The organism is Pseudomonas sp. PA15(2017) (assembly GCF_001945395.1).
GTDB lineage: Bacteria > Pseudomonadota > Gammaproteobacteria > Pseudomonadales > Pseudomonadaceae > Aquipseudomonas.
The window spans coordinates 102,757-127,710 of the sequence record NZ_MSXV01000037.1; the positions used below are offsets into that span (position 1 = coordinate 102,757).

Consider the following 24,954-nt stretch of genomic DNA (forward strand, 5'->3'; position numbering starts at 1 on the left):
CAACCGAACAGGGAGTACACGATGTTCAATCCTTCTAACGAAACACACTTCAGCCTGAGCGTTAAGGAGTTTGCGGGCGACCTGCAGGTGTTGTCGTTCACGGGCACCGAGGGTGTCAGCCAGCCCTATCGTTTCGATCTGGAGTTGGTGAGTGAAAACCACGATCTGGATCTGGAGAGCTTGTTGCACAAGCAGGCTTTCCTGGCGTTCGACCCGCAAGGCAGCGGCATTCACGGCCAGATTTACCGCGTAGCCCAAGGCGATGCCGGTAAGCGGCTGAGCCGCTACACGGTGTCGATCGTTCCGCAGTTGCAGTACCTGCAGCACCGCGCCAATCAGCGCATCTATCAGCAGATGTCCGCACCGGACATCATTGCGCAAGTACTCGAAGAACATGGCATCAAGGCCAATGCCTACAACTTCCAATTGAGTCAGCCGTGCCCTGAGCGCGACTACTGCGTGCAGTACGACGAAAGCGACCTGCACTTCGTGCAGCGCCTGTGCGAGGAGGAGGGCATTCACTACCACTTCCAGCACGGCCCCGATGGCCATCTGCTGGTGTTCGGTGATGACCAGACCGTGTTCCCGAAACTGGGCCAGCCCACGGCTTATGTGCAGGGCAGCGGCCTGGTGGCAGATGATCCGGTCATCAAAGGCTTCAAGTTGCGCCTGGAAACCCGCACCAGCCGCGTTACGCGCCGCGACTATGACTTCGAAAAGCCAAGGCTGCAGCTCGAAGCCGCTTACAAGCCCAGCGGCGAAAGCACCGAACCGGATCTTGAGGACTACGATTACCCAGGGCGCTACGCCGAGCGCGCCCGTGGCAAGTTCCTCAGTCAGCGGGCGCTGGAGCGGCACCGCGCGGACTACCAGCAAGCCGAGGGCTGGGGCGATCAGACCCGCCTGGTGAGTGGTCATTTCCTGGCACTTTCCGAACACCCGCGCAGCGAATGGAACGACCTGTGGCTGCTGACCGAAATCTTTCATGAAGGCAAACAACCGCAAGTGCTGGAGGAGTCGGTAAGCAGCGATACCACCGATAACAAGGACGATTTTCACCAGGGCTACCGCAACCGCTTTCTCGCCACCCCCTGGGCCGTGATGTACCGGCCAGCCCTGCTGCACCCCAAGCCGCGCGTGCTCGGCAGCCAGACGGCCGTGGTCACCGGGCCCGCTGGCGAAGAGATCCACTGCGACCAATATGGTCGCGTGAAGGTGCAGTTTCACTGGGATCGAGAAGGCCAGGCAGATGACAAGACCAGCTGCTGGATGCGCGTTTCCAGCGGCTGGGCAGGGGATCGCTACGGTGGCATCGCCATTCCGCGCATCGGCATGGAAGTGCTCATCACCTTTCTCGAAGGCGACCCCGATCAGCCGCTGATCAGCGGCTGCCTTTACCACAAGGAAAATCAGGTTCCGTACCCGCTTCCAGCGAACAAGACCCGCACCGTATTCAAGACGCTCAGCTCCCCGGGTGGTGGCGGCTTCAATGAGCTGCGTATCGAAGACAAGAAGGGTGCCGAGCAGATCTTCATTCATGCCCAGAAAGACTGGGATGAAAATATCGAGCACGACCAGAAGATCCGCGTCGGCAACGAACGCCACGACACCGTAGAGAAGAACACCTACACCGAACTGAAGGCCGAAGAGCACCGCACCACCCACGCCGACCGTAAGGTCGAGGTGCGCACCGATGACCACCTGACCGTCGCCCAGAACCAGCACGTGAAGCTGGGCACTGCGCAATTGACTCAGGCTGGCAGGGAGATCCACCTCAAGGCCGGCGAAAAGATCGTGATCGAGGCGGGCATGGAGCTCACCGTCAAGGCCGGCGGCAGCTTCATCAAGCTGGATCCGAGCGGCATCACCATGATCGGGCCAACGGTCAAGGTGAATGCCGGTGGCTCGCCAGGCAGTGGTTCGGGTATTGCGATCAAACCACCTGTATTACCGGGGGCGGCGGATAGCGACAAGGCTGGCGAAATACCGGAAGAGGTGGCCAGCAACTGCGTGGAAAAACCGCAGCCGGCGGTTTGTGAAGAGTGTTTGCGCCGCGCGCAAAGCAAAGCCCAAGTGCTAGTCGCACGTTAAAAGCAAGGAGCGACGATGAAATCCCCAACCCACAGTTGGCTCACGCTGCTTGGCGAGCAGGCAGCAGACGCGGGCCTGCAGCATGTCAATCTATTGGTCGATGCCAGCAACCTCCAATACCCATTGCTCTCGCGCCTCGATGAAATCGAGCAGCCGCCGGAAATGGCCATGCTTCTTCAGGGCACTCCGGAAGAAGCCATCGCCGCGGATGGGCCTATCCTGTTGCGCATGAGAGCTGAGCAGCTCAAACAGCGGTCCTGGCTCGACGAATTGCTCACCAGCAAAAATGCCCATCAGCATCTCCTGGCGCTGATCAGTCCATGGCCGTTCGTCCAGCTTGCCAGCCACCTGAGCCACTGTACCCAGGCCGAATGGAACGACGGCCGAGGCAGTGGCCTGCTGCGTTTCTATGACCCACGCATGCTGGTTCCCACCAGTGAAGCGCTGGACCCTCATCAGGCGTGGTTTCACGCACCGATCATTACCTGGCACTGGCAGGACCGCGACCGCATGCCTCGCAGCTTGGCGGGTAACCTCATGCGCCCGACCGAGCTGCCCTCGCCACTTCCCCCGTTGCGGCTGACCAGAGCACAGGTGGCCGGCCTGCTCGCCTGGAGCGCTGCAGAAAACTATCGCCGTAGCTGGGGCGTGCAGCCACAAGACTACGGCCTGGCGCTGCAGGAACTGTTGATGCGCCACCTGATGCACGGGCAGTTGGCGGCGAACCGAGAGGGGGTACAGGACCTCGACCAGCGTGACACCTTCGTGCGCGCCTGGCTGGCCGAAAACTCGCCGATCGCGCCGCCTGTCGAAGAGGCCGAGGTTTGGGCGTGAGTCGCGGAGCTTTAGTTGTAAGCACGGTATTGGTGGCGTTACTGCAAACCGGCTGTGTGTCCAAGGAGAGTGAGATGCTTGGTGCGCCTGTCGAGGGTTATAACCACACCTCCGCGGCCATCAACCGGTTTACCGTCAATGGCGCAGGTGGGCCGAATTTAGGGCCTTATAGCGGTGGCGGTGGGCAGGTCTGTTGCGGTTCGGTGCCTCGTTATTGGCGGCCAGGGCTGAGGGCTATTGTGGAGTGGGAAAAAGATCCTAACCCTCGACCAGTTATCCCCCTAAAGCGCAACAAATATGGCTCTCTCGATCCGGATGATTACAAAAAGCATGCGGCCAATTACACGAGTCACCGTATGGTAGTGGATATCCCCCTGTATCAAGAAGCCGGAACATTGAAAATGCATTTTCTTCCCTGTGATCAAGTAAGCGTTTCGGCGGACAATAATTTCTACGATACCCCAGGGTATCCCTACAACTTTCCACGCAAGATGGAGGATACGGAATGTCCCAAAACCTGAAGTCACCGGCAGCGCGTAATTCGATACGCCGCTATCCATTTGCTGCTTTGCCACTGACGCTATTATTGATTAGTGGTTGTATAGCCAGGGAGTCCGAGATGCTCGGCGCACCTGTTGAGGGCTATAACCATACATCCGCGGCCATCAACAGATTCACCGTCAATGGTGCTGGTGATCCTAATTTAGGGCCTTACAGCGGTGGTGGTGGGCAGGTCTGTTGTGGCTCGGTCCCCCGATACTGGCGACCAGGGTTAAGGGCAATTGTGGAGTGGGAGAAAGACCCTTCGCCTTACTGGTATGCCAATTGGTCTGAGCGTTTGTATTCTGATGCATGGAATAAACGCATGGATGAGCACCGTAGTCATTACACTCGTCACCGTGTAGTTGTGGAAATACATGAGTACGACAGCCCCGGCCCCCTCGTGGTGCACTTTCTTCCTTGCGACACCGTGCGCGTCGCCGCCACTCCTATAGTTCCAGGCCATCCTGGTTACCCCTATAACTTTCCACGTAAGATGGAGGATAAGGAATGTCCCAAAGCCTGAAGCCACCGGCAACGCGTGACTTGATGTGCCGCTATCCATTTTTTGCTTTGCCACTGACGCTATTATTGATCAGTGGTTGTATGGCCAGGGAGTCCGAGATGCTCGGAGCACCTGTTGAGGGTTATAACCATACTTCTGCGGCCATTAGCCGGTTTACCGTCAATGGCGCAGGTGGGCCGAATTTAGGGCCTTATAGCGGTGGCGGTGGGCAGATTTGTTGTGGCTCAGTACCTCGTTATTGGCGACCAGGTATGAGAGCTATTGTGGAGTGGGAAAAAGATCTCAATCCTCGACCAGCTACTCCCCTAAAGCGCAACAAATATGGCTCTCTCGATCCGGATGACTACAAAAAACATGCGGCTAGTTACACCTATCACCGCGCAGTTGTGGAGATACATGAGTACGACAGCCCTGGCCCTCTCGTTGTGCACTTTCTCCCCTGTGATCAAGTCCGAGTTACGGCTGCGGCCGTAACGCCGCGCCACCCGGACTACCCCTATAACTTTCCACGCAAGATGGAGGATAAGGAATGTCCCAAAGCCTGAAGTCACCGGCTGCGCGTAACTCGATACTCCGCTATCCATTTGCTGCTTTGCCACTGACGTTATTGCTGGTCAGCGGTTGTATGGCCAGGGAGTCCGAGATGCTTGGTGCACCTGTTGAGGGGTACAACCATACGTCTGCCGCTATCAACAGATTTACCGTCAACGGCGCTGGTGGGCCCAATTTAGGGCCTTATAGCGGTGGCGGTGGACAGGTATGTTGTGGCTCTCTACCCCGTCAGTGGCGTCCAGGGCTAAGAGCCATTGTGGAGTGGGAGAAAGATCCTAATCCACGCCCAGCGGTACCACTTAAGCGCAATAAATACGGTTCTCTAGACCCTGATGATTATAAAAGACATGCGGCTAACTACACTCATCACCGTGCAGTTGTAGAAATACATGAGTACGATAATCCTGGTCCTCTCATCGTGCACTTTCTTCCTTGCGACACCGTGCGCGTCGCTGCCACACCTATAGTTCCAGGCCATCCTGGTTACCCCTATAACTTTCCGCGGAAGATGGAGGATAAGGAATGTCCCAAGTAATGAAGCCGCCGCCTGCCAGCGTGCTAATTGCACGTCCTTTCGATCGTACAGGCCTACCGTTGGACTCCTCGGAAGTGCTCCTTAATATTCGGGCCCAAGAGCGAGATGAGAAGAAATTCTGGAGCAAGTCGATCAGCGTTGGGGCAAAGCAAGGTGAAGAAGCCCCCGAACCTTGCTGCAAAACGCTGCATATCAGCCTTTGCTTCGATGGCACAAATAACCATGAGCCCTCGGACTCTATTGCCGATCCTAGATGTACGAGCAACGTAGCGCGTCTACTTCATGCAAGCATCGAAAAAATAGATGATGGTTTTTTTCGTTATTACAGCCCAGGAGTGGGTACTGTATTCGAGGAGATTAAAGAGTATGTACCTGATTCAAACGGGCTCATTGGTGCCCGTGGTGGAGAAGATAGGATCAACTGGGGGCTTACTCGGCTCGTTGATGCTTTACAAACGACGTTGACACCAGAGTCGAGATTGCAACTGGATCAGACGCAGGCATTGGTTGAGGCCATGGGCACTAACTGGGCAAAGTCGGTGTTAAGCGCTGGGCTATTGGAAAATGGCGCACGCAAGCGCAAGGCGGCGATGCAGCCCTACGAGGACAAACTTTCCAGTTTGCTGGAGCAGCGGCGAATTGCCGAGAAGAAGCCGGAAATCCTCGCTCTGCGCCTCTATGTCTATGGGTTTTCCCGTGGTGCCGCCCAGGCCCGCACTTTTGCCAACTGGCTGATGGAACTGACGCGCCAGCAGAACGGTGAAGCCAGCGAATACCGGTTCGCCGGGCTACCCATTTCCATCGAGTTCCTGGGGCTGTTCGATACCGTGGCTGCTGTCGGCCTGGCTGACAGTGCGCCTTTTGCAGCTGGCCATATGGACTGGGCCAGCGGCACCATGCGCTTGCCGGACGAAGATCTGCGGCAGGCCTGCATGCCAACCGGTTTGCCTGAAGATTGCAGCTTCCTCAAGCGCTGCGTGCATCTGGTCTCGGCCCATGAGCAGCGCGCTAGCTTCCCGCTGGACTCCATTCGTCGTCGGGAAAAAAATTCTGATGGGACGCGTGACGACGCCCGAGCATCTGTTTATCGCAAGGACACCTGGGAGTATGTCTATCCCGGTATGCATTCCGATGTAGGCGGCGGTTATCCCCCAGGTGATCAAGGCAAGGCTCGAGGTGGTCAGGGGGAGCTTATGTCGCAGATTCCTTTGCACCATATGTACCGATCAGCCTTTGCTGCGGGGGCGCCATTACAAATACCTAGTTCGGCTTTAAGCGGCACCGAGAAAGTAGAAGAGTGGCGCATCATGGAGCCTAAGACAGAAGTTGAATTCTCTGTCTCTGAGATGCTTGTCACCCGCTTCAACGCCTGGCAGAAACAAGCCGTGGCAGGTTCACTTGAAGATGTAATCAAGCGAGAGCAGGCCCTGATCACGGCCTGGCGTATCGACCGCTATGCGGGCGGTATCGACAAGCAAGGTTTTGCGAGTGGCATCGACAAGCAAGGCTTTTACAGCCGTGTGAAAGGGCAGGACATGAGCAAGGAGCAACAGGCCGCTCTGAAACGTCTGCATGCCCATAAACTGGCAGAAAATTCTGCAGCGGCTCAGGGCAAGGAGCTGCCTGTACTCAGCGAGCGCGAACAGCAACAGCATGAGGCTGATCTCAAGCTGGTCGGGGGCACTGAGGCCTATACGCGCATCAACACAAACAAGACATTCGAGCCTGCGCTCGACGATCAGCAATTGCGCCGTGCCGCCGCTGAGTTCAAGCGTGATTATGATCGTAGCTGGGGTGTTGACGAAGACACCTTTAGCATCGGTGGCGTAATCAACATGCTGTTGGGCGGCACCGTTTATCTTATCAACGAAGAAGACGAAGCCCAGGAGTATGCCGAGCTTTACAAGAATGGAACCGCGCGTAATCGCGAGCTGTTTGTGAGGCCCGGAGTTATTGCCAATGGGCAACAAGCGCTGGTGGAGCTCTTCGACGAGCAGGTACACGATTCGCGTGCCTGGTTCATGAATTCTTCTGCTCTTGGAGAGCGCGAGCCTTTTACCGATTACTTCCGCATCCGCTTGGTTCACTTCGACAACGAATCGAACAAAAACCTATCGGTCTTGGCAACAGCCGGGCGCGTGGTTGGCGTGGGCATTGCGCTGGCCAGCGTTGGGTTGTCGGTCAAGAAGCGCAACCCGCGTTACTTGCTGGGCCTTTTCCTTCCGTCCCTGGCGACACCTGTGCTGACAGGCAGAGTTGGCCTGCCAGATTTCCCGGAGATCAGCGCATTCGATCCATTAACCGGTATCGCTTTGCCAATGATGGACGGCGTGCAGTCCCTGCGTGCGTTCACTCAGAACCCAGGCGATGTGGTGGCCAAACTCAGCAGCATGCCGCTGCCGGTACCGCTTACCGAGCAAACCGCCATTACGCCGGACCTGCAAACCATCTTCAAAGCCGCCGAAGCGGCGAAGGCGGTCAAAGCTGCCAAGGAGTCAGGTGATATGAGTGATTTGTTGGGCCAGGCCATGGACCTGATGGGCAAGGATGATCCCAAGCCTGGGCTCCAGTCTCCCGGGTTTCTAGGTCAAGCCATGAAATTGATGGACAAGGACGGCGCCAAAACCGGGCTCCCGCCTTCGACTTTGCTAAGTCAGGCCGTGGGTATGATGGACAAGGGCGATGCCAAGTCCGGGCCTCAATCTCCGGGTCTGCTGAATCAAGCCAAGGGCGAAGTCAAAGGGCTTATCGGCTAGCGGTGCAACCCGCACGTGTCCCAATAAATGAGTGGTAAGGTTAACGGGGGCCGACAGTTCAAGCACGCCTTGGACCGAGGCCCGGTATCAGGAAAGCCTGATCGTAACGGGTTGAGTCCCGTGACGATGCCGGTATAAAAACAACGGCCCGGTTCGCGCAGGCGAGACCGGGCCTTTGGGCGATCAGGCGCTGACGTTACGCCGCGTCCTGATCCTTGGCCAGGGAAGCCATGTCGATCACGAAGCGGTATTTCACGTCACTCTTGAGCATGCGCTCGTAGGCTTCGTTGATGTTCTGGATGTCGATCATTTCGATGTCCGAGACGATGCTGTGCTCGGCGCAGAAGTCGAGCATTTCCTGGGTTTCGGCGATGCCACCGATCAGCGAGCCGGCCAGCCGGCGGCGCTTGAAGATCAGGCCGAAGACCTCCGGCGACGGGTGTGCCGAATCCGGTACGCCGACCAGGGTCATGGTGGCGTCGCGCTTGAGCAGGCCGAGGAAGGCATCCAGGTTGTGCGGGGCGGCCACGGTGTTGAGGATGAAATCGAAGCTGTTGGCGTGGGCCGCCATCTCGTCGGCGTTCTTCGATACCACCACTTCGGCAGCGCCCAGGCGCAGGGCGTCTTCACGCTTGTTCGGCGAGGTGGTGAACAGCACCACGTGAGCGCCCATGGCGGCGGCGATCTTCACGCCCATGTGGCCGAGGCCGCCGAGGCCGACGATACCCACCTTGTCGCCCGGCTTGACGTTCCACTGGCGCAGCGGCGAGTAGGTGGTGATACCGGCACACAGTAGTGGCGCGACGGCGGCCAGGTTGTCGGTGTGACGGATGCGCAGGACGAATTTCTGGTCGACGACGATGGCGTCTGAGTAGCCGCCAAAAGTGTTTTCGCCACCAAATAGCGGGCCGTTGTAGGTGCCGGTGAAGCCGTTCTCGCAGTACTGCTCCAGGCCTTCGGAACAGGACGAGCAGCTCCGACAGCTGTCGACCATGCAGCCGACGCCGGCCAGGTCGCCGACCTTGAAGCCGGTCACGTCGCTACCGACGGCCGTGACCTTGCCGACGATCTCGTGGCCGGGCACCGAGGGGTACAGGGTGTTCTTCCACTCGTTGCGCGCGGTGTGCAGGTCGGAGTGGCAGACGCCGCAGTAGAGGATATCGATCTGCACGTCGTTGGTGCCGACGGCGCGGCGCTGGAAGCGGTAGGGCGCGAGAGGTTTGCTGGAGTCCTGGGCGGCATAGCCGAGAATGGTGGTCATGGGCATTCCTATCGGTTGTAAATCAACGGCTTATGGCCGTGTGGATGGATAAGCGTAGTGCAGCCCGGTGTCGGGTCGATTGCACAATCCTGTCGCTGTCTGTCCTGATCCTCCGTGGCTATTTAAGAAGGCAGGGATCAGCAGAGAGTTCCCGAACGCAGCATCATGGCCACACGAATCGCTGGCAGCCTCGCGCTGCGTCGCAGGCCATCGAGAGTGGCGGGACTATCGGCTGTTGAGGCGCGTGCGCAGCAGCGGCGTGAGTTCGTCGAACAGCGTCTGCACGGAGCGTAGCGCCAGGCAGTCCGGGCGGGTCAGCAGCCACAGGTCGGTGTCGCAATCGACCAGCGCCTCGCTCAGGCGCTCCACGCCATCGAGGCTGCGGGCCATGAAATCGGGCAGGGCGGCGATGCCCAGGCCGCCCTGTACCAGGGTCGCCACCGCCGACATGCTGCTGCAGCGGTAGCGCGGCACCAGGCTGGGATGCACCTGATGGCGCCAGGCCACGGTGATGTGGTCGGGCATGGAGTCGTCCGGGGCGATCCACGGCACCGAGGTGGGTGCCTGCAAGAAGGCGTCGCGGTGTTCCGGGCGGCCGCAGATGTAATAGGCGGTGTGCCCCAGTTGGCGGCCGACCAAGTGCTCGGGCGGCGCGTTGGACAGACGCAGGGCGATGTCCGCGTCGCGGCGGCTGAGGTTGGCGAAGGTGTTGGTGGTGGCCAGCTCCAGCGACAGCGCTGGGTAGCGCGGCATCAGCTCGGCCAGGCTGGGCAGCAGCAGGTTTTGCAGCACCGCGTCGGTACAGGTCAGGCGCACCGTGCCGCTGATGACTTTCTCGCCATGCTGCAGGGCGATCCGCGCCGCATCCAGGGCCTGCTCGGCGCGTTCGGCCTGCTCGGCCAGGGCCTGGGCACTCTGGGTCGGCATGTAGCCGCGGCGGCTTTTCTCGAACAGGGCGATGCCCAGATTGGCCTCGAGCTTGCGGATGGCCCGGAATACCGTCGACACATCCACCTGCAATTGCTCGGCGGCCCGGGCCAGAGAGCGTCCGCGCACCAGGGCGAGCACCAGCGCGAGATCGACGTGGCTGATCTGATATTGCGTAGATGCAATCATCAATTGCTCTGCTGCCAGTATCGGTTGCGTGTGCGCCCACTTATACTCAAGGCGTTGCCTAGAATCAAATCCGCTAGCGGATACCCAGAATAATGAGGCGCCAAGGCTCGTGAGATGTCTTGCGCGGGGGCGCCGATGCGAAAGGATGTATTTCCCATGACTTCGGTTTCCCCACGTGTCGTTCAGCTCAACGAAGCGAACACTTTCCTCAAGGATCACCCGGAGATTCAGTACGTCGACCTGCTGATCACCGACATGAACGGCATCGTGCGTGGCAAGCGCGTCGAGCGCGCCAGCCTGCACAAGGTCTACGAGAAGGGCATCAACCTGCCGGCATCGCTGTTCGCCCTGGACATCAACGGCTCCACCGTGGAAAGCACCGGCCTTGGCCTGGACATCGGCGACGCCGACCGTATCTGCTACCCGATTCCCGACACCCTGTGCAAAGAGCCCTGGCAGAAGCGCCCCACCGCGCAACTGCTGATGACCATGCACGAGCTGGATGGCGCACCGTTCTTCGCCGACCCCCGCGAAGTGCTGCGCCAGGTGGTGGAGAAGTTCGACGAGCTGGGCCTGACCATCTGCGCGGCGTTCGAGCTGGAGTTCTACCTGATCGATCAGGAAAACGTGAACGGCAGGCCGCAGCCGCCGCGCTCGCCAATCTCCGGCAAGCGCCCGATCTCTACCCAGGTCTACCTGATCGACGACCTCGACGAGTACGTCGACTGCCTGCAGGACATGCTCGAAGCGGCCAAGGAGCAGGACCTGCCGGCTGATGCCATCGTCAAGGAAAGTGCCCCGGCGCAGTTCGAGGTCAACCTGCATCACGTCGAAGACGCCATCAAGGCCTGCGACTACGCGGTACTGCTCAAGCGCCTGATCAAGAACATCGCCTACGACCACGAGATGGATTCGACCTTCATGGCCAAGCCCTATCCGGGCCAGGCGGGCAATGGTCTGCACGTGCACATCTCGCTGCTCGACAAGAAGACCGGGCAGAACATCTTCGCCACCGACGATCCGGAGCAGCACGCACCGTTGCGCCATGCCATCGCCGGCATCCTCGACACCATGCCGGCGTCGATGGCCTTCCTGTGCCCGAACGTCAACTCCTACCGCCGTTTCGGCGCGCAGTTCTACGTACCGAACGCACCAAGCTGGGGCCTGGACAACCGCACCGTTGCGGTACGCGTACCGACCGGCAGCAGCGATGCCATCCGTATCGAGCATCGCGTGGCCGGCGCCGACGCCAACCCGTACCTGATGATGGCGTCGATCCTCGCCGGCATTCACCACGGCCTGACCAATCAGCTGGAGCCGGGGGCGCCCATCGAAGGCAACTCCTACGAGCAGCTGGAGCAGAGCCTGCCGAACAACCTGCGCGACGCCCTGCGCCAGTTGGACGAAAGCGAAGTGATGAACAAGTACATCCGCCCGGAATACATCGACATCTTCGTCGCCTGCAAGGAAGCGGAAATGCACGAGTTCGAGACCACCATTTCCGACCTCGAATACAACTGGTACCTGCATACCGTCTGACGGAGTGATGAACATGAGCAGCATGACTCGCCAGGATTGGGAGCAGCGTTACAGCAGCCTGCGCATCGAGGGGCGGGCCTTTATCGACGGCGCCTACCGCGATGCCGTGGGCGGCGCGACCTTCGACAGCATCAGCCCGGTGGACGGCCGCCAGCTGGCCAGCGTAGCCAGTTGCATGGCCGATGATGCCGAGCTTGCCGTCAAGGCCGCCCGGGCCAGCTTCGAGCGTGGCGACTGGGTGAAACTCGCGCCGGCGCAGCGCAAGCGCGTGCTGATCGCCTTCGCCGACAAGTTGCTGGCCAATGCCGAGGAGCTGGCGCTGCTGGAAACCCTCGACATGGGCAAGCCGATCAGCGATTCGCTGAGCATCGACGTACCGGCGGCGGCCAACGCCATCCGCTGGAGCGCCGAGGCCATCGACAAGCTCTACGACGAAGTGGCGCCCACGCCCCATGACCAGCTCGGCCTGGTGACCCGTGAGGCGGTGGGCGTGGTGGCGGCCATCGTGCCGTGGAATTTCCCGCTGCTGATGTCCAGCTGGAAGCTCGGCCCGGCGTTGGCCGCCGGTAACTCGGTGATCCTCAAACCCTCCGAGAAGTCGCCGCTGACCGCCATCCGCGTCGCCCAGCTGGCGCTGGAGGCGGGCATTCCGGCCGGCGTGTTCAACGTGCTGCCCGGTTACGGCCACACCGTGGGCAAGGCCCTGGCCCTGCACATGGATGTCGACACCATCGTGTTCACCGGCTCCACCAAAATCGCCAAGCAGCTGATGATCTACGCTGGCGAGTCGAACATGAAGCGCGTCTGGCTGGAGGCCGGTGGCAAGAGCCCGAACATCCTCTTCGCCGACGCGCCTGACCTGCAGGCCGCCGCCGACGCGGCGGCTACCGCCATCGCCTTCAACCAGGGCGAAGTCTGCGTGGCCGGCTCGCGCCTGCTGGTGGAAAGCTCGATCAAGGAGCGCTTCCTGCCCATGGTGGTCGAGGCGCTGCAGCGCTGGAAACCTGGTCATGCCTTGGATCCACAGACCCGCGTCGGTGCGCTGGTCGACGACGGCCATCTGGCGAGCGTGCTCGGCTTCATCGAGGCCGGCCGCGAGGAGGGCGCCGAGATCCTGATTGGCGGCGAACGCGCCCTGCAGGAAACCGGCGGCAGCTACGTGCAGCCGACGATCTTCGCCGGTGTGGACAACACCATGCGCATCGCCCGCGAGGAAATCTTCGGCCCGGTGCTGTCGGTGATCACCTTCGACAGCGATGAAGAAGCCATTCGCATCGCCAACGACACGCCCTATGGCCTGGCGGCAGCCGTGTGGACGCGCGACGTTTCCCGCGCCCACCGCACCGCTCGGGCCTTGCGCGCCGGCAGCGTATGGGTGAACCAGTACGACGGTGGCGACATGACCGCGCCGTTCGGCGGCTTCAAGCAATCGGGCAATGGCCGCGACAAGTCGCTGCATGCCTTCGACAAGTACACCGAACTGAAAGCGACCTGGATAAAGCTCTAAGCAAGGGATGCGGTCCGCTGCCACAGCGGGCCGCCAGTGCTTTGGCCTCATATTCAGGCGCCTTGGGAGATACTCCATGACTCAACACGTCGACAGTTACTACGCCGCCTCGCGCAACCCGCGGGTCGATTACCCTGCGCTCACCGACGTCGTCGAGACCGACGTGTGCATCATCGGTGCCGGCTACACCGGTCTTTCCACCGCGCTGTTCCTGCTGGAGAACGGTTTCCGGGTGACCGTGCTGGAGGCCGCCAAGGTCGGCTTCGGCGCTTCGGGCCGTAACGGCGGGCAGATCGTCAACAGCTACAGCCGCGACATCGACGTCATCGAAAAGCAGGTCGGTGCGCGCCAGGCGCAGCTGCTCGGCGAGATGGCTTTCGAAGGCGGACGCATCATCCGCGAGCGGGTCGCCAAGTACGGCATTCAGTGCGACCTGAAGGACGGTGGCGTGTTCGCTGCCATTACCGACAAGCAGATGGGCCACCTCGAGTCCCAGAAGAAACTCTGGGAGCGCTACGGCCATACCCAGCTGGAGCTGATGGACCAGCGCCGCATCCGCGAGGTGGTCGGCACCGACCGTTATGTCGGCGGCATGCTGGACATGAGCGGTGGCCATATCCATCCGCTCAATCTGGCCCTGGGTGAAGCCGCTGCGGTGGCATCCCTGGGTGGTGCGATCTACGAGCAGAGCCCGGCCACGCGCATCGACCGTGGCCCGCAGCCCGTGGTGCACACCCCGAATGGCCAGGTGAAGGCCAAGTTCGTGGTGGTCGCTGGCAACGCCTACCTGGGTGGCCTGGTGCCCGAGCTGGCGAGCAAGTCGATGCCCTGCGGCACCCAGGTGATCGCCACCGAGCCGCTGTCCGACGAGTTGGCCCGCAGCCTGCTGCCCCAGGACTACTGCGTGGAAGACTGCAACTACCTGCTCGACTACTTCCGCCTCAGCGGCGACAAGCGCCTGATCTACGGCGGCGGTGTGGTGTATGGCGCCCGCGACCCGGCAGACATCGAAGCGATCATCCGCCCCAAGCTGCTCAAGACCTTCCCGCAGCTCAAGGACGTGAAGATCGATTACACCTGGACCGGCAACTTCCTGCTGACCCTGTCGCGCCTGCCCCAGGTTGGCCGGATCGGTGAGAACATTTACTACTCCCAGGGTTGCAGCGGCCACGGCGTGACCTACACGCACCTGGCCGGCAAGGTGCTGGCCGAGGCGCTGCGCGGCCAGGCCGAGCGCTTCGACGCTTTTGCCGGGTTGCCGCATTACCCCTTCCCGGGTGGGCAGCTGCTGCGCGTGCCGTTCACCGCCCTGGGCGCTATTTACTACCAGCTGCGTGACCGCCTGGGTATCTGATGCTGCGCCTGCCGGCGTGCTCCGCCGGCAGGCTTTTCCGGAGAGAACACCATGACCCGCATGCCTTTGATCGGGGTGACTGCCTGTCGGCAGACGCTTGGTAAATACGATTCGCACACGGTCGGCGACAAGTACGTCGAGGCGGCGGCCTACGCCGGCCTGCCGCTGGTGCTACCGGCACGCAGCACGCCAAGTGACCCGCAGCAGTTGCTCGAACAGCTCGACGGCATTCTCTTCACCGGCTCGCCGTCCAACGTCGAGCCTCGCCACTATCAGGGCACGCCGAGCCTGGAAGGCACCCAGCACGACCCGAGCCGCGATGCCAACACCTTGCCGCTGTTGCGCCTGGCCATCGACAAGGGCGTGCCGGTGTTCTGCATCTGCCGCGGCTTCCAGGAGCTCAACGTGACCCTCGGCGGCACGCTGCACCAGCGCGTGCAGGAGCTGCCCGGTTATCTGGATCACCGCGAGCCACAGCGCGACTCGGTCGCCGAGCAGTACGCGCCGCAGCATGCGGTCGCCGTGCAGCCGGGCGGCGTTTTCGAACGCATCGGCCTGCCGCTGCAGTTTCAGGTCAACTCCTTGCACAGCCAGGGCATCGACCGCCTGGCCGAGCGCTTGCGCGTCGAAGCGAGGGCGCCGGATGGCCTGGTGGAGGCGGTGTCGATCCCCGATGCGCCGGGCTTCCTGATCGGCGTGCAATGGCATCCGGAATGGCGCTTCGCCGAGAACCCCGAATCGCTGGCGCTGTTCCAGGCCTTCCGCGATGCCTGCCAGGCCTACGCCCAGGCGCGCGACGCCCGCTGAATCCGCCCTGAACCCGTCTGGGTTCCGGGTGCTCTGACCTGAACGGGTCGGGATCGGCTGCCCGCCGGCGCAGCGAGTTGCGCCAGGCAGATCCCGGCCACGTTCGGAGACAATTCCAAGACGATGGCAGAGACTTATGAGTGATTACACGAACGCGGCGGCATCGCACGTGCAGGCAACCCCTGTCGCTGGCGCCGCTGCGGTAGTTTCCGGCAAGGGCCTGGCCCAAGGCAAGGTCGGTCTGCTGGCTTGCGTGGTTCTGGGCATTTCCACCATTGCACCGGTCTACACGCTGACTGGCGCCCTTGGCCCGACCGTCCGTGAAGTCGGTGTGTACCTGCCGGCGGTGTTCATCGTCGGCTTCCTGCCGATGCTGCTGGTGGCCCTGGGGTACCGTGAACTCAACGCCGCGGAGCCGGACAGCGGCACCTCGTTCACCTGGTCGGCGCGGGCCTTCGGGCCGATGATCGGCTGGATCGGCGGTTGGGGGCTGGTTACCGCTACCACCATCGTGCTCTCCAATCTGGCAGGCATAGCCGTGGATTTCTTCTACCTGTTCCTCGCCCAGCTCACCGGGCTGGACTGGTTGGCCGACCTGACCCGCAACCTGCTGGTGAACATCGTCACCTGCTGCGTCTTCATCGCCATGGCGGTGTGGGTATGCTGCCGGGGCATCGGCATGACCATGGGCGTGCAATACACCCTGGTGGCGCTGCAACTGGTGGTACTGATCGGTTTCTCCATCGCCGCCTTCGCCGCCGCGCCGGACAGCTCGCCAGTGGTCTTTCACCCCGAGTGGTTCAACCCGTTCAATATCGATTCGTTCTCCGCGTTCGCGGCCGGCCTGTCGCTGTCGATCTTCATCTTCTGGGGCTGGGACGTGTGCCTGACGGTGAGCGAGGAGTCGGTAGGCAGCGAGAAGGTGCCCGGCCGCGCCGCGACCCTCACCGTACTACTGATTCTTGCTCTCTACCTGTTCACCGCGGCGGCCACCCTGCAGTTCGCTGGCACAGGTGAAACCGGCCTGGGCCTGGGCAATGCGCAGATCCAGGAAAACGTTTTCGCCCACCTGGCCGGCCCGGTGATGGGCCCACTGGCGATCCTGATGTCCATCGCCGTGCTGGCCAGCACCGCCGCGTCGCTGCAGTCGACCTTCATCTCACCGGCGCGCACGCTGCTTGCGATGGGCTACTACCGGGCGGTGCCGAAACGCTTCGCCAGCGTGCACCCGCATTCGCAGACGCCGCGCTACGCGACCATCGCCGCTGGCATCGCCACCGCAGTGTTCTACGTGACCATGCGCACGCTGAGCGAGAACGTGCTGGCCGACACCATCACCGCCTTGGGCATGATGATCTGCTTCTACTATGCGCTGACGGCCTTCGCCTGCGTCTGGTACTTCCGCCACAGCCTGTTCGACAGCGCGCGGCACTTCTTCATGCGCGGCCTGTGCCCGCTGGTTGGCGCAGTGATGCTGTCGATCATCTTCTGGCAGACCACCCTGGACAGCATGTCGCCGGACTTCGGCAGCGGCTCGCACATCGGCGGCCTCGGCCTGGTGTTCGTGATCGCCGTGGTGATCCTGCTGCTCGGCCTGGTGCTGATGTTCATCGCCCGCTGGCAGGCGCCGGCGTTCTTCAGGGGCAACACGCTGCAGAAGCAGATGAAGCCGGCAAAAGCAAAGCTGTAACGGCCAACCCGTAGCCCGGGTCGAGCGCAGCGATGCCCGGGAGCCTCCTGGGTATCGCTACGCTCAACGCCAGGCTACCTGGTGTCAGCGCGGTAGGGCGTACTCGCGAAGCAGTACGCCGTTGCCGTTGTCTCGGGATCGATGGATTATGACGGACTGTTCGCTTCGCTCCTGAGTCCGCCCTATGAGCTGGATATCGCTATGCTCAACGCCAGGCTACCTGGTGTCAGAACGACAAAGGGACGCCGAAGCGTCCCTTTGTCGTTTACCGCAGGCTGCTGATCACGCTGCCTGGGTCTTTTCCTCGGCCTGTTTGACTGCGCGGTTGAGGGCGCTGAACAGGGCGCGGAAGCTCGCCGTGGTGATGTTCTCGTCGATGCCGATGCCGTGCAGCGGGCGCTGGCCATCGAGGCGAATCTCGATGTAGCAGGCGGCCTTGGCGTTGGCGCCGCCACCGATGGCATGCTCGTGGTAGTCCATCACCTCGACGGCGACCGGCAGGCTGGAGGCCAGGGCTTCCAGCGCACCTTTGCCCGAACCGCTCCAGCGCTGTTCCTGGCCATTGACCTGCACCTTGGCGTCGACGCGGCTTTCACCGTTCTCCTCTTCCAGGCGATGGCCCTTCAGCTCGTAGGGTGACGTGGCCTTGAGGTACTCGCTGTCGAGCAGCTTGTGGATCTGCGAGGCGGTCATCTCCAGGCCCAGGCGGTCGGTTTCCTTCTGCACCACCTGGCTGAACTCGATCTGCATGCGGCGCGGCAGGTTGATGCCGTATTCCTGCTCGAGCAGGAAAGTGATGCCGCCCTTGCCGGACTGGCTGTTCACGCGAATCACCGCCTCGTAGTCGCGGCCGATGTCGGCCGGGTCGATCGGCAGGTATGGCACTTCCCACAGCGCGCCTTCCTGCTGCTGTGTGAAGCCCTTGCGGATCGCATCCTGGTGGGAGCCGGAGAAGGCGGTATGCACCAGGTCGCCCACGTATGGGTGGCGCGGGTGTACCGGAATCTGGTTACAGTCCTCGACCACTTTGCGCACCGCGTCGATGTCGGAGAAGTCCAGCTGCGGGTTGACGCCTTGGGTATAGAGGTTCAGCGCCAGGGTCACCAGACAGACGTTGCCGGTGCGTTCGCCGTTGCCGAACAGGCAGCCTTCGACGCGATCGGCGCCGGCCATGACGGCCAGCTCGGAAGCCGCCACGCCAGTGCCACGGTCGTTATGGGTATGCACGCTGATCACCACGCTGTCGCGCTTGTCGACGTGACGGGCGAACCACTCGATCTGGTCGGCGTAGTTGTTCGGCGTGGCGCACTCGATGGTGGCCGGCAGGTTGAGAATCAGCGGCTTGGCAGGGGTCGGCTGGAACACGTCGATCACCGCGTTGCACACCTCGACGGCGAAGTCGATCTCGGTGCTGCTGAACACTTCCGGCGAGTACTCGAAGCCCCACTGGGTCTCGGGCGCGGCATCGGCCAGGCGCTTGATGGTGGTGCCGGCGGCCACGGCGATGGCTTTCACGCCAGCCTTGTCCTGGTTGAAGACGATCTTGCGGAAGCTCGGTGCGCAGGCATTGTAATAGTGGACGATGGCCTTCTTGGCGCCCTTGAGGGACTCGAAGGTGCGCTCGATGAGGTCGTCACGGGCCTGGGTCAGCACCTGGATGGTCACGTCGTCCGGGATATGGCCGCCTTCGATCAGCTCACGCACGAAGTCGAAGTCGGTCTGCGAAGCGGACGGGAAGCCCACTTCGATTTCCTTCAGGCCAACCTGCACGAGGCACTTGAAGAAGCGCATCTTCTTCTCGGCGTCCATCGGCTCGATCAGCGACTGGTTGCCGTCACGCAGGTCGGTGGACAGCCAGATCGGCGCCTTGTCGATGATCTTGTCCGGCCAGGTGCGGTCGGGAATCTGGATCTGGGTGAACGGACGGTACTTTTGCGACGGGTCTTTGAGCATGCTCATGAATCAATCCTGAAGGCGAGGGCCAGCGTGGGCCGTGCTGAATAACAAGGATAAAACGAAAGACGAGAAGGGGGCCGGCAGACCCTAGCGCAGTCGCTGAGCGACCAGGCAAAGATTGGCGTGTTGCCGAAGCAGGATGAGGGTCTTGGAGGTAGTCATGGGCTCAACCCTAACCACTGAGGGTAAAGCTGGCAAGCCTGTCTTGAAAATTGGTGAAAACCACCAAGGTATGATTCTTGGTGGTTTTTTATTGCGCGCTGTATTGGTTTTTTGCAAGCGTGTTGCGTGGCGGTCAGGCGCTGGCAGATCCGCTGCCATGCAGCGCTGGGCGCAACTCGCGCATGTCCGCTCCGCTCGGGTGCTGGAACACCCGCAAACCGAACTCCGGGAGGATCGCCAGCAGATGATCGAAGATGTCCGACTGATAACCCTCGTACGGTACCCAGGCCACGGTATTGGTGAAACAGTACAGTTCCAGCGGTAGGCCGTCGGCGGTGGGCTGCAGCTGGCGCACCATCTGGGTCATGTCCTGGTTGATGCCCGGGTGTTGGCGCAGGTAATGCTCGACGTAGGCGCGGAAGGTGCCCAGGTTGGTGACGCGGCGGGTGTTGGCCGGCTCCTGGGCGGCCTCGGCCAGTTCACCGTTCCAGCTCAGCAGCTCGCTCTGTTTACTGCTCAAGTATTGGCCGAGCAGCAGAAAGCGCTGTAGCCGGGCGATCTCGTCCGGGCTCAGGAAGCGCACGCTGGTCTGGTCGAGGTAGATCGCGCGCTTGATGCGGCGGCCACCGGACTCCTGCATGCCACGCCAGTTCTTGAACGGATCGCTGATGAAGCGCTTGGTCGGGACGGTGGTGATGGTCTTGTCCCAGTTCTGCACCTTCACCGTGTGCAGGGCGATATCGATCACCGCGCCGTCGGCGTTGAGCTGCGGCATCTCCACCCAGTCGCCGACCCGCACGATGTCGCTGGAGGAGATCTGCACGCTGGCGACCAGCGACAGCAGGGTGTCCTGGAAGATCAGCATCAGCACCGCGGCCATGGCACCCAGGCCGGACAGCAGGATCAGCGGCGAGCGATCGATCAGCGTGGCGATCATCAGGATGGTGGCGATGGCGTAGATGACGATGGTCACCACCTGGATGTAGCCCTTGATCGGCTTCAGGTGCGCATTCGGGCGCCGCTGGTAGAACAGGTTGACCAGGTTCAGCACGCCGCCGATCGCCAGGGCGATGGTGAGGATGATGAAGGCGCTGCAGACGTTCTCCACCACCGTGACCACGGCCTCGGGCAGGTGGGGGATCACCTTGATGCCGCTGGCCAGGATCAGCGCCGGCACGATATTGGCCAGGCGGCGCACCACATGGGAATCGGCCAGAGCCTTGTCCTGACCCACCGCGGTGGAGCGCAGCGCGCGGTACAGGCCGCGCACCAGAATACGCTTGACCACCCAGTTGGCCAGCCAGGCGCCAGCGATCAGCAGGCATAGGCTGATCAGGGTATGCAGTTCGGGGTATTGCTGCAGCCACGCGAGTGTGGCCTGGTAGTGTTCTTTCATCACGTCTCTCGCTGGTTTCAAGACCGCCATCGCCGGCGCGTTGGGCGATGGGGCGCGTACCTTAGCAAACCCGGGTGACGGACGGGCGGACGCGCACGATTTACTTACCTTTCAGTCAGGCGAGCATGGCGTGGTACTGAACTCGAGAAGTCAGGCGGGGCGCCCCCGGCGAATGCTCGGGGGCGCAGAGGGGCGATCAGAACTCGCCGCGCAGGGTCAGGGCGAAGTTGCGGGGTTCGCCGTAGTAATAGTTGGCGCCGGTTATGCCAATTTTCTCGTAGTAATACTTGTCGAACAGGTTGTTGGCGTTGAACTGTGCCGAGTAGTGCTCGTTGAAACGATAAGCGATCATGGCGTTGTAGACTGCATAGCCGCTTTGTTCGGCGCGGGCGGTTTTCGTCGCGTTGGTTGCGTAAATATCGCTCTGTGCCTGAACGCCGCCGCCTATCGTGAAGCCAGCGAGCTGGCCTGGCAGTTTGTAAGAGGTGAACAGTCGCAGCAGGTGTTTGGGATCCGTGGTGCGCAGGGCATTGCCCTGGTTACTGGCGGTGTCCTTCAGGTACTCGGTGGTGGTGTAGGTATAACCGCCGGTCACCTGCCAGTCAGGCAGTACCTCACCGGAAATTTCCATTTCGATGCCTTCGCTGCGGCTTTTACCTGCCGCCGTCTTGCAGAACCCTGTCGGGTACGAAGGAAGGCATTGCTGCACACCGTTGGTAACGGATGGATCGTCCAGCGCCTTGCCAATCAGGTTGGTACGAAATACGGCAATCGAGCTGTTCAGCCGGCCTTCATAAAACTCGCCCTTGAGGCCGAGTTCGTAAACCTCGCCAGTCATTGGCTTGAGCACCGAGCCTGTAGAGTCGAAGACCGCCTGGGGGGCGAATATCTCGGTGTAGCTGGTGTACGCGCTGATGTTGTCGGTCAGGTCATAGATCAGCGCGGCGTAGGGAACGACTTCCTGAGTGACCTTGTAGTCGCCTGTGTTGCTGTTCTCATTGGCGAAGTCATACCAGTTCAGGCGTGCACCGATGATGGCGTTCAGCGGATCTGCCAGCGACATGTTGAGAGTGGCGTAAGTGGCTTTCTGAGTCGTGATGGTGTGCGCTTGCGGATTGACCGTCGGGTTGACGCGAGTTTTGTTGACCGCCGACGGGTCCCAGTTGCGCACGTCTACACCGCGGGCGTTGTAGCCCCATACGGATTCGTTGCCGATGGCATCCGCCTCGTTCCACTCTGCACCGACGGTGAGCCGGTGTTCACGGTCGAACAGGCTGAACGGGCCATCGAGTACAGCTCCGACATTGCTGTAGTTGGTTCTACCGCCGCCATCGCTGAAGTTGTAGTTCACGTCCCACAGATAAGGGTTGGTCGCGCCAGCCGTTCTGGCCAGCGACGTTTGCTGGAACCCGTGATCCTTGTAGGCAAGGCGGCTGCGGTTGCCGCTTAGCTTGAGATTCCAGCCATTGTCGAAGGCGTGCTCAAGCTCCAGGAAACTGTGAGCGTTGGTGCGATCCCAGCGTGCCCAGTTGGCACCTAGAAAGGTCGAGCGCGAGAACGACAATGGCGAGCCGTCGAAATCGGGCACCAGGCCGCCCCAGGCACCTGTGGCGTCCATCTCCGTGTATTCGAAACCACCGGTCAGCGTGGTGCTTTCGCTGAGATCAGCTGCCAGCACGGTATAGAGCACGTTCTTGCGCTCCATGCGGGCGTCCTGAAAGAAATCCTTGTCGCTATGCACCGCGATGACTCGCCCGCGGATGGCACCACCTTCGGTCAACGGGCCGGAGATATCGGCGGTGTAACGGTTCGCGTCCCAGGAGCCAGCGGTGTAGCTGGCCGAGCCGTGAAACTCGTGAGTTGGGCGTTTGCGCACCATATTGACAGTGCCGGATGGGTTGCCCGAGCCGCGCAGCATGCCGCTGGCACCACGCAAAACTTCAACGTGGTCGAGCGTTGCCACATCTGGCTGGATGAAGTTGCCGTTACGCGAATCGATGTTCAGTGTCGCACCGTCGAATTGCAGTGCATCGATCTGATAACCCCGGGAGTAGTAGTTCACCCGCTCGCTGTCGGTCTGGTCGACCACCACGCCGGGTGTCTGCTGAAGCATTTCCTTGAGGTTGGTGAGGTTCTGATCCTTCATGCGTTGTTCGGTCAGCACCGTCACCGATTGCGGAGTGCGACGAAGCGATTGCGGCGTCTTGCCGATGCTTACAGTGCCAGTGGTGTATGAGCCACTGCCTTCGGTGGTAGCGCCCAGGCCAGTGCTGCTGATCGCCGTTGCGCCCAGCTCCATGGCACTGCCTACGTCCATGCGCTCACTGAGGATGAAGCTGCCGTTGCCCTGGTTCAGTGCTTCCAGGTCGCTGCCTTGCAGCAACTCGTTGAGCCCCTGATGAACTTCATATTCGCCCTGCAGGCCGGGCGAGTTCTTGCCGGTGGTTTGCTGAGGTGTCGCAGCAAGGGTGATGCCGGCAGCGCGGGCGAACTGGTTGAGGGCATCGCCCAGCGGGCCTGCAGCAATCGAATAGCGTTTAACGCTGGCAGTGCTGCCAGGCTCGCTGGCCAGCAGCGTGGTCGGGGCAGCGGCGAAGCCCAGGGCTGCCCCGAACAGGGCGTAGCGCAGGGCGCGATTGAGCGGGGTGAGGCGGGCGGCGTCTAAGCGTGGTTGCATGGGGCTCACTGTCGACAGAACGGCGATGAATAGGAATGGTTCTGATTCCTTGCCGAACCTCGTCGGAAAAGCCGACAGTTTTTTTCAAATTTTTTTGCGCGAGAGTGATGTGTTATCAGCGTTGCATGCAGATGGGCGGCGGTTGGCGTCAGGCTGCTTTCACTTGAACCCACCAGCGCGTCATGTACTGCACGCGAATGGGCAGGGTCTGCGCCATGACGCGCAATAGCTCATCCGTATCGTCGAGACGGAACACGCCGGACAGACGCAGATCGGCAACGCCTCTAGTGTAGCCGAGATGCCCGCTGCGGTAGCGACCTACTTCGTCGAGAAAGTCCTCCAGGCGCATGTCGCGGGTAACGATCAGGCCTTCGCGCCAGGCGGAGGGATCCATATCGCCACGTTGGTAACGTGAAGCGCTGCCATCGGCAACCCGGTAATGATTGCCGGCCGTAGCCTTAAAAACGGGTATGCCGGCCACTGCAACCTGACCTTGTTCAACGTTCAGGTTTATACCGCCATCACGTAGGCGCAGGCCGAAGCGAGTGACTGGTTCGGCGCCTGCCTTGGCCTCGAACAATCCGTGCGGGGTGCTGACCTGCAATGGGCGCTGGCTGTCGGCGGTGCAGTTCACGAACAGCTCACCCTGGCGCAGAACGATCAGCCGCTGCCTGGCGCCCAGGCGCACGTCCACGGCGGTGGCCGTATTGAGATCGAGCTCGTCGCCGTTGCCGAGTGCCAGATGACGGTGCTCGCCCACGGCGGTCGCCTGGTCTGCCAGTAGCGGCTGGATGGCGGACAGATCCTTGGCCAGCCACGCACTGCCTCCCGCGACAGCCGTCAAGGACAGCAGCTTGAGCGCTTGCCTGCGTTGCAGGCGCAACGCCGAATTTTCAAGGGTGTTTACGGTGCCGACTGGCAGAGCACGCAAGTCCTGGCTCAGTTCGGCGTGCATGCCGCTGACCCGCTGCCAGGCTCGTTCGTGGCCTGGGTTGGCGCGCCGCCACTGTTCGCATTGGCGGCGAAGCGCTGGAGCGTCGTTCTGCTGCAGGCGTATCAGCCAACCAATCGCCTGTTTGACTCGAATGGCTTCCGCGTCCTTGTTGGCCGGGTTGCTCATTGCTCGTCGTCGCCGTAACGCAGCAGATAGCAGTGGTACAGCGCGTCGGCGATGTAGCGCTCGACGGAGCGAACCGATACCCCAAGGCGCTGGGCGATTTCCCGGTACGACAGGCCTTCGCACTGGGCCAGCAGAAAGGCAGTGCGAACCCGAGGTTTCAGACCGTCGAGCATTAGCGCGATGCGCTCGAGCAACTCCAGCACCAGCTCTCGGGCTTCGGGAGACGGCGCTTCTGCGTCGTCGAGGTGAGCGATGCTTTCCAGCCAGGCGCGTTGCAGCTCCTCACGACGCCAGTGATCGATCACCAGACCACGCGCGACGGTGCGCAAGAACGCGCGGGGCGTATCGATGGCAGTCAGGTCGCAGCGCTGGATAACGCGCAGAAAGGTGTCGTGGGCAAAGTCTGCCGCATCGGCGGCATTGCCAAGGCGGCCGCGCAGCCACGCTTTCAGCCAGCCATGATGGTCGCTGTACAGCGTGTGGATGACAGTGCTTTGCGGTGAGTCGAGGGCGGACATGAGTGGCTAGAAGTGAG

Annotated in this window: 19 protein-coding genes; 12 read left to right on the forward strand and 7 right to left on the reverse strand. The window is 61.4% G+C overall.

Annotated features, from left to right (window positions below; genetic code table 11):
- Positions 1-21: 21 nt before the first annotated feature.
- From tssI to BVH03_RS12240, 7 genes are all read left to right on the forward strand, one after another.
- On the forward strand, positions 22-2,091 hold the full coding sequence (gene tssI, locus BVH03_RS12210) for a type VI secretion system tip protein TssI/VgrG (protein WP_075961414.1): 2,070 nt from the start codon (positions 22-24) through the stop codon (positions 2,089-2,091).
- Between the two features lie 15 nt (positions 2,092-2,106).
- A complete protein-coding gene (locus BVH03_RS12215) occupies positions 2,107-2,925 on the forward strand; it encodes a DUF4123 domain-containing protein (protein WP_075961415.1) in 819 nt (272 codons plus the stop codon).
- A gap of 74 nt (positions 2,926-2,999) precedes the next feature.
- Positions 3,000-3,446 (forward strand): DUF3304 domain-containing protein, encoded by a 447-nt coding sequence (locus BVH03_RS12220; protein ID WP_083640046.1) that lies wholly within the window; start codon positions 3,000-3,002, stop codon positions 3,444-3,446.
- Positions 3,447-3,544: 98 nt separating this feature from the next.
- Entirely contained in the window at positions 3,545-3,991 is a 447-nt protein-coding gene (locus tag BVH03_RS12225; protein ID WP_371915354.1) for a DUF3304 domain-containing protein, read from the forward strand.
- 80 nt (positions 3,992-4,071) lie between these two features.
- On the forward strand, positions 4,072-4,536 hold the full coding sequence (locus BVH03_RS12230) for a DUF3304 domain-containing protein (RefSeq protein ID WP_371915355.1): 465 nt from the start codon (positions 4,072-4,074) through the stop codon (positions 4,534-4,536).
- An 80-nt stretch (positions 4,537-4,616) separates the two neighbouring features.
- Positions 4,617-5,078, forward strand: a complete 462-nt coding sequence (locus tag BVH03_RS12235; protein ID WP_256574694.1) for a DUF3304 domain-containing protein — start codon at positions 4,617-4,619, stop codon at positions 5,076-5,078.
- Positions 5,066-7,834, forward strand: a complete 2,769-nt coding sequence (locus BVH03_RS12240; RefSeq protein ID WP_083640049.1) for a DUF2235 domain-containing protein — start codon at positions 5,066-5,068, stop codon at positions 7,832-7,834. Before BVH03_RS12235 ends, BVH03_RS12240 begins: the two co-directional genes overlap by 13 nt.
- 196 nt (positions 7,835-8,030) lie before the next feature.
- Here the strand turns inward: BVH03_RS12240 and BVH03_RS12245 are convergent, their stop codons facing one another.
- Positions 8,031-9,095: an NAD(P)-dependent alcohol dehydrogenase gene (locus tag BVH03_RS12245; protein ID WP_075961418.1), complete on the reverse strand. Its 1,065-nt coding sequence runs from the start codon at positions 9,093-9,095 to the stop codon at positions 8,031-8,033.
- A 225-nt stretch (positions 9,096-9,320) separates the two neighbouring features.
- Positions 9,321-10,211 (reverse strand): LysR family transcriptional regulator, encoded by an 891-nt coding sequence (locus BVH03_RS12250; RefSeq protein WP_075961419.1) that lies wholly within the window; start codon positions 10,209-10,211, stop codon positions 9,321-9,323.
- 156 nt (positions 10,212-10,367) lie between these two features.
- Here BVH03_RS12250 and BVH03_RS12255 point away from each other — a divergent pair, with 156 nt between their 5' ends.
- The 5 genes from BVH03_RS12255 (at position 10,368) to BVH03_RS12275 (ending at position 17,108) form a co-directional block, all read left to right on the forward strand.
- The gene (locus tag BVH03_RS12255; protein WP_075934503.1) at positions 10,368-11,750 is read left to right on the forward strand and encodes a glutamine synthetase family protein; all 1,383 of its coding nucleotides are present in this window, start codon (positions 10,368-10,370) and stop codon (positions 11,748-11,750) included.
- 13 nt (positions 11,751-11,763) lie between these two features.
- Positions 11,764-13,257, forward strand: a complete 1,494-nt coding sequence (locus BVH03_RS12260) for an aldehyde dehydrogenase (RefSeq protein WP_075961420.1) — start codon at positions 11,764-11,766, stop codon at positions 13,255-13,257.
- 76 nt (positions 13,258-13,333) lie between these two features.
- The gene (locus BVH03_RS12265) at positions 13,334-14,611 is read left to right on the forward strand and encodes an FAD-binding oxidoreductase (protein WP_075961421.1); all 1,278 of its coding nucleotides are present in this window, start codon (positions 13,334-13,336) and stop codon (positions 14,609-14,611) included.
- Positions 14,612-14,662: 51 nt separating this feature from the next.
- The gene (locus BVH03_RS12270; RefSeq protein ID WP_075961422.1) at positions 14,663-15,418 is read left to right on the forward strand and encodes a gamma-glutamyl-gamma-aminobutyrate hydrolase family protein; all 756 of its coding nucleotides are present in this window, start codon (positions 14,663-14,665) and stop codon (positions 15,416-15,418) included.
- A gap of 136 nt (positions 15,419-15,554) precedes the next feature.
- Positions 15,555-17,108 carry an APC family permease gene (locus BVH03_RS12275; protein ID WP_075961423.1) on the forward strand — a complete coding sequence of 518 codons (1,554 nt, stop codon included), beginning with the start codon at positions 15,555-15,557 and terminating at the stop codon, positions 17,106-17,108.
- Between the two features lie 282 nt (positions 17,109-17,390).
- Here the strand turns inward: BVH03_RS12275 and leuA are convergent, their stop codons facing one another.
- From leuA to BVH03_RS12300, 5 genes are all read right to left on the reverse strand, one after another.
- Positions 17,391-19,067, reverse strand: coding sequence for a 2-isopropylmalate synthase (gene leuA / locus BVH03_RS12280; protein ID WP_075961424.1), 1,677 nt, complete (start codon positions 19,065-19,067; stop codon positions 17,391-17,393).
- A gap of 292 nt (positions 19,068-19,359) precedes the next feature.
- Complete coding sequence (locus BVH03_RS12285) at positions 19,360-20,622, reverse strand: mechanosensitive ion channel family protein (protein WP_075961425.1); 1,263 nt, start codon at positions 20,620-20,622, stop codon at positions 19,360-19,362.
- Between the two features lie 196 nt (positions 20,623-20,818).
- Complete coding sequence (locus tag BVH03_RS12290; RefSeq protein WP_075961426.1) at positions 20,819-23,299, reverse strand: TonB-dependent receptor; 2,481 nt, start codon at positions 23,297-23,299, stop codon at positions 20,819-20,821.
- A 148-nt stretch (positions 23,300-23,447) separates the two neighbouring features.
- Entirely contained in the window at positions 23,448-24,419 is a 972-nt protein-coding gene (locus BVH03_RS12295; protein WP_075961427.1) for a DUF4880 domain-containing protein, read from the reverse strand.
- The gene (locus BVH03_RS12300) at positions 24,416-24,937 is read right to left on the reverse strand and encodes a sigma-70 family RNA polymerase sigma factor (RefSeq protein WP_075961428.1); all 522 of its coding nucleotides are present in this window, start codon (positions 24,935-24,937) and stop codon (positions 24,416-24,418) included. The genes BVH03_RS12295 and BVH03_RS12300 overlap by 4 nt, the downstream gene beginning before the upstream one ends.
- Positions 24,938-24,954: the final 17 nt, after the last annotated feature.

Bases quoted from the DNA above. Each gene is read 5' to 3' on its own strand.
- tssI (WP_075961414.1), top strand. From the start codon at position 22: ATGTTCAATCCTTCTAACGAAACACACTTCAGCCTGAGCGTTAAGGAG.
- BVH03_RS12215 (WP_075961415.1), top strand. From the start codon at position 2,107: ATGAAATCCCCAACCCACAGTTGGCTCACGCTGCTTGGCGAGCAGGCA.
- BVH03_RS12220 (WP_083640046.1), top strand. From the start codon at position 3,000: ATGCTTGGTGCGCCTGTCGAGGGTTATAACCACACCTCCGCGGCCATC.
- BVH03_RS12225 (WP_371915354.1), top strand. From the start codon at position 3,545: ATGCTCGGCGCACCTGTTGAGGGCTATAACCATACATCCGCGGCCATC.
- BVH03_RS12230 (WP_371915355.1), top strand. From the start codon at position 4,072: ATGGCCAGGGAGTCCGAGATGCTCGGAGCACCTGTTGAGGGTTATAAC.
- BVH03_RS12235 (WP_256574694.1), top strand. From the start codon at position 4,617: ATGGCCAGGGAGTCCGAGATGCTTGGTGCACCTGTTGAGGGGTACAAC.
- BVH03_RS12240 (WP_083640049.1), top strand. From the start codon at position 5,066: ATGTCCCAAGTAATGAAGCCGCCGCCTGCCAGCGTGCTAATTGCACGT.
- BVH03_RS12245 (WP_075961418.1), bottom strand. From the start codon at position 9,095: ATGACCACCATTCTCGGCTATGCCGCCCAGGACTCCAGCAAACCTCTC.
- BVH03_RS12250 (WP_075961419.1), bottom strand. From the start codon at position 10,211: ATGATTGCATCTACGCAATATCAGATCAGCCACGTCGATCTCGCGCTG.
- BVH03_RS12255 (WP_075934503.1), top strand. From the start codon at position 10,368: ATGACTTCGGTTTCCCCACGTGTCGTTCAGCTCAACGAAGCGAACACT.
- BVH03_RS12260 (WP_075961420.1), top strand. From the start codon at position 11,764: ATGAGCAGCATGACTCGCCAGGATTGGGAGCAGCGTTACAGCAGCCTG.
- BVH03_RS12265 (WP_075961421.1), top strand. From the start codon at position 13,334: ATGACTCAACACGTCGACAGTTACTACGCCGCCTCGCGCAACCCGCGG.
- BVH03_RS12270 (WP_075961422.1), top strand. From the start codon at position 14,663: ATGACCCGCATGCCTTTGATCGGGGTGACTGCCTGTCGGCAGACGCTT.
- BVH03_RS12275 (WP_075961423.1), top strand. From the start codon at position 15,555: ATGAGTGATTACACGAACGCGGCGGCATCGCACGTGCAGGCAACCCCT.
- leuA (WP_075961424.1), bottom strand. From the start codon at position 19,067: ATGAGCATGCTCAAAGACCCGTCGCAAAAGTACCGTCCGTTCACCCAG.
- BVH03_RS12285 (WP_075961425.1), bottom strand. From the start codon at position 20,622: ATGAAAGAACACTACCAGGCCACACTCGCGTGGCTGCAGCAATACCCC.
- BVH03_RS12290 (WP_075961426.1), bottom strand. From the start codon at position 23,299: ATGCAACCACGCTTAGACGCCGCCCGCCTCACCCCGCTCAATCGCGCC.
- BVH03_RS12295 (WP_075961427.1), bottom strand. From the start codon at position 24,419: ATGAGCAACCCGGCCAACAAGGACGCGGAAGCCATTCGAGTCAAACAG.
- BVH03_RS12300 (WP_075961428.1), bottom strand. From the start codon at position 24,937: ATGTCCGCCCTCGACTCACCGCAAAGCACTGTCATCCACACGCTGTAC.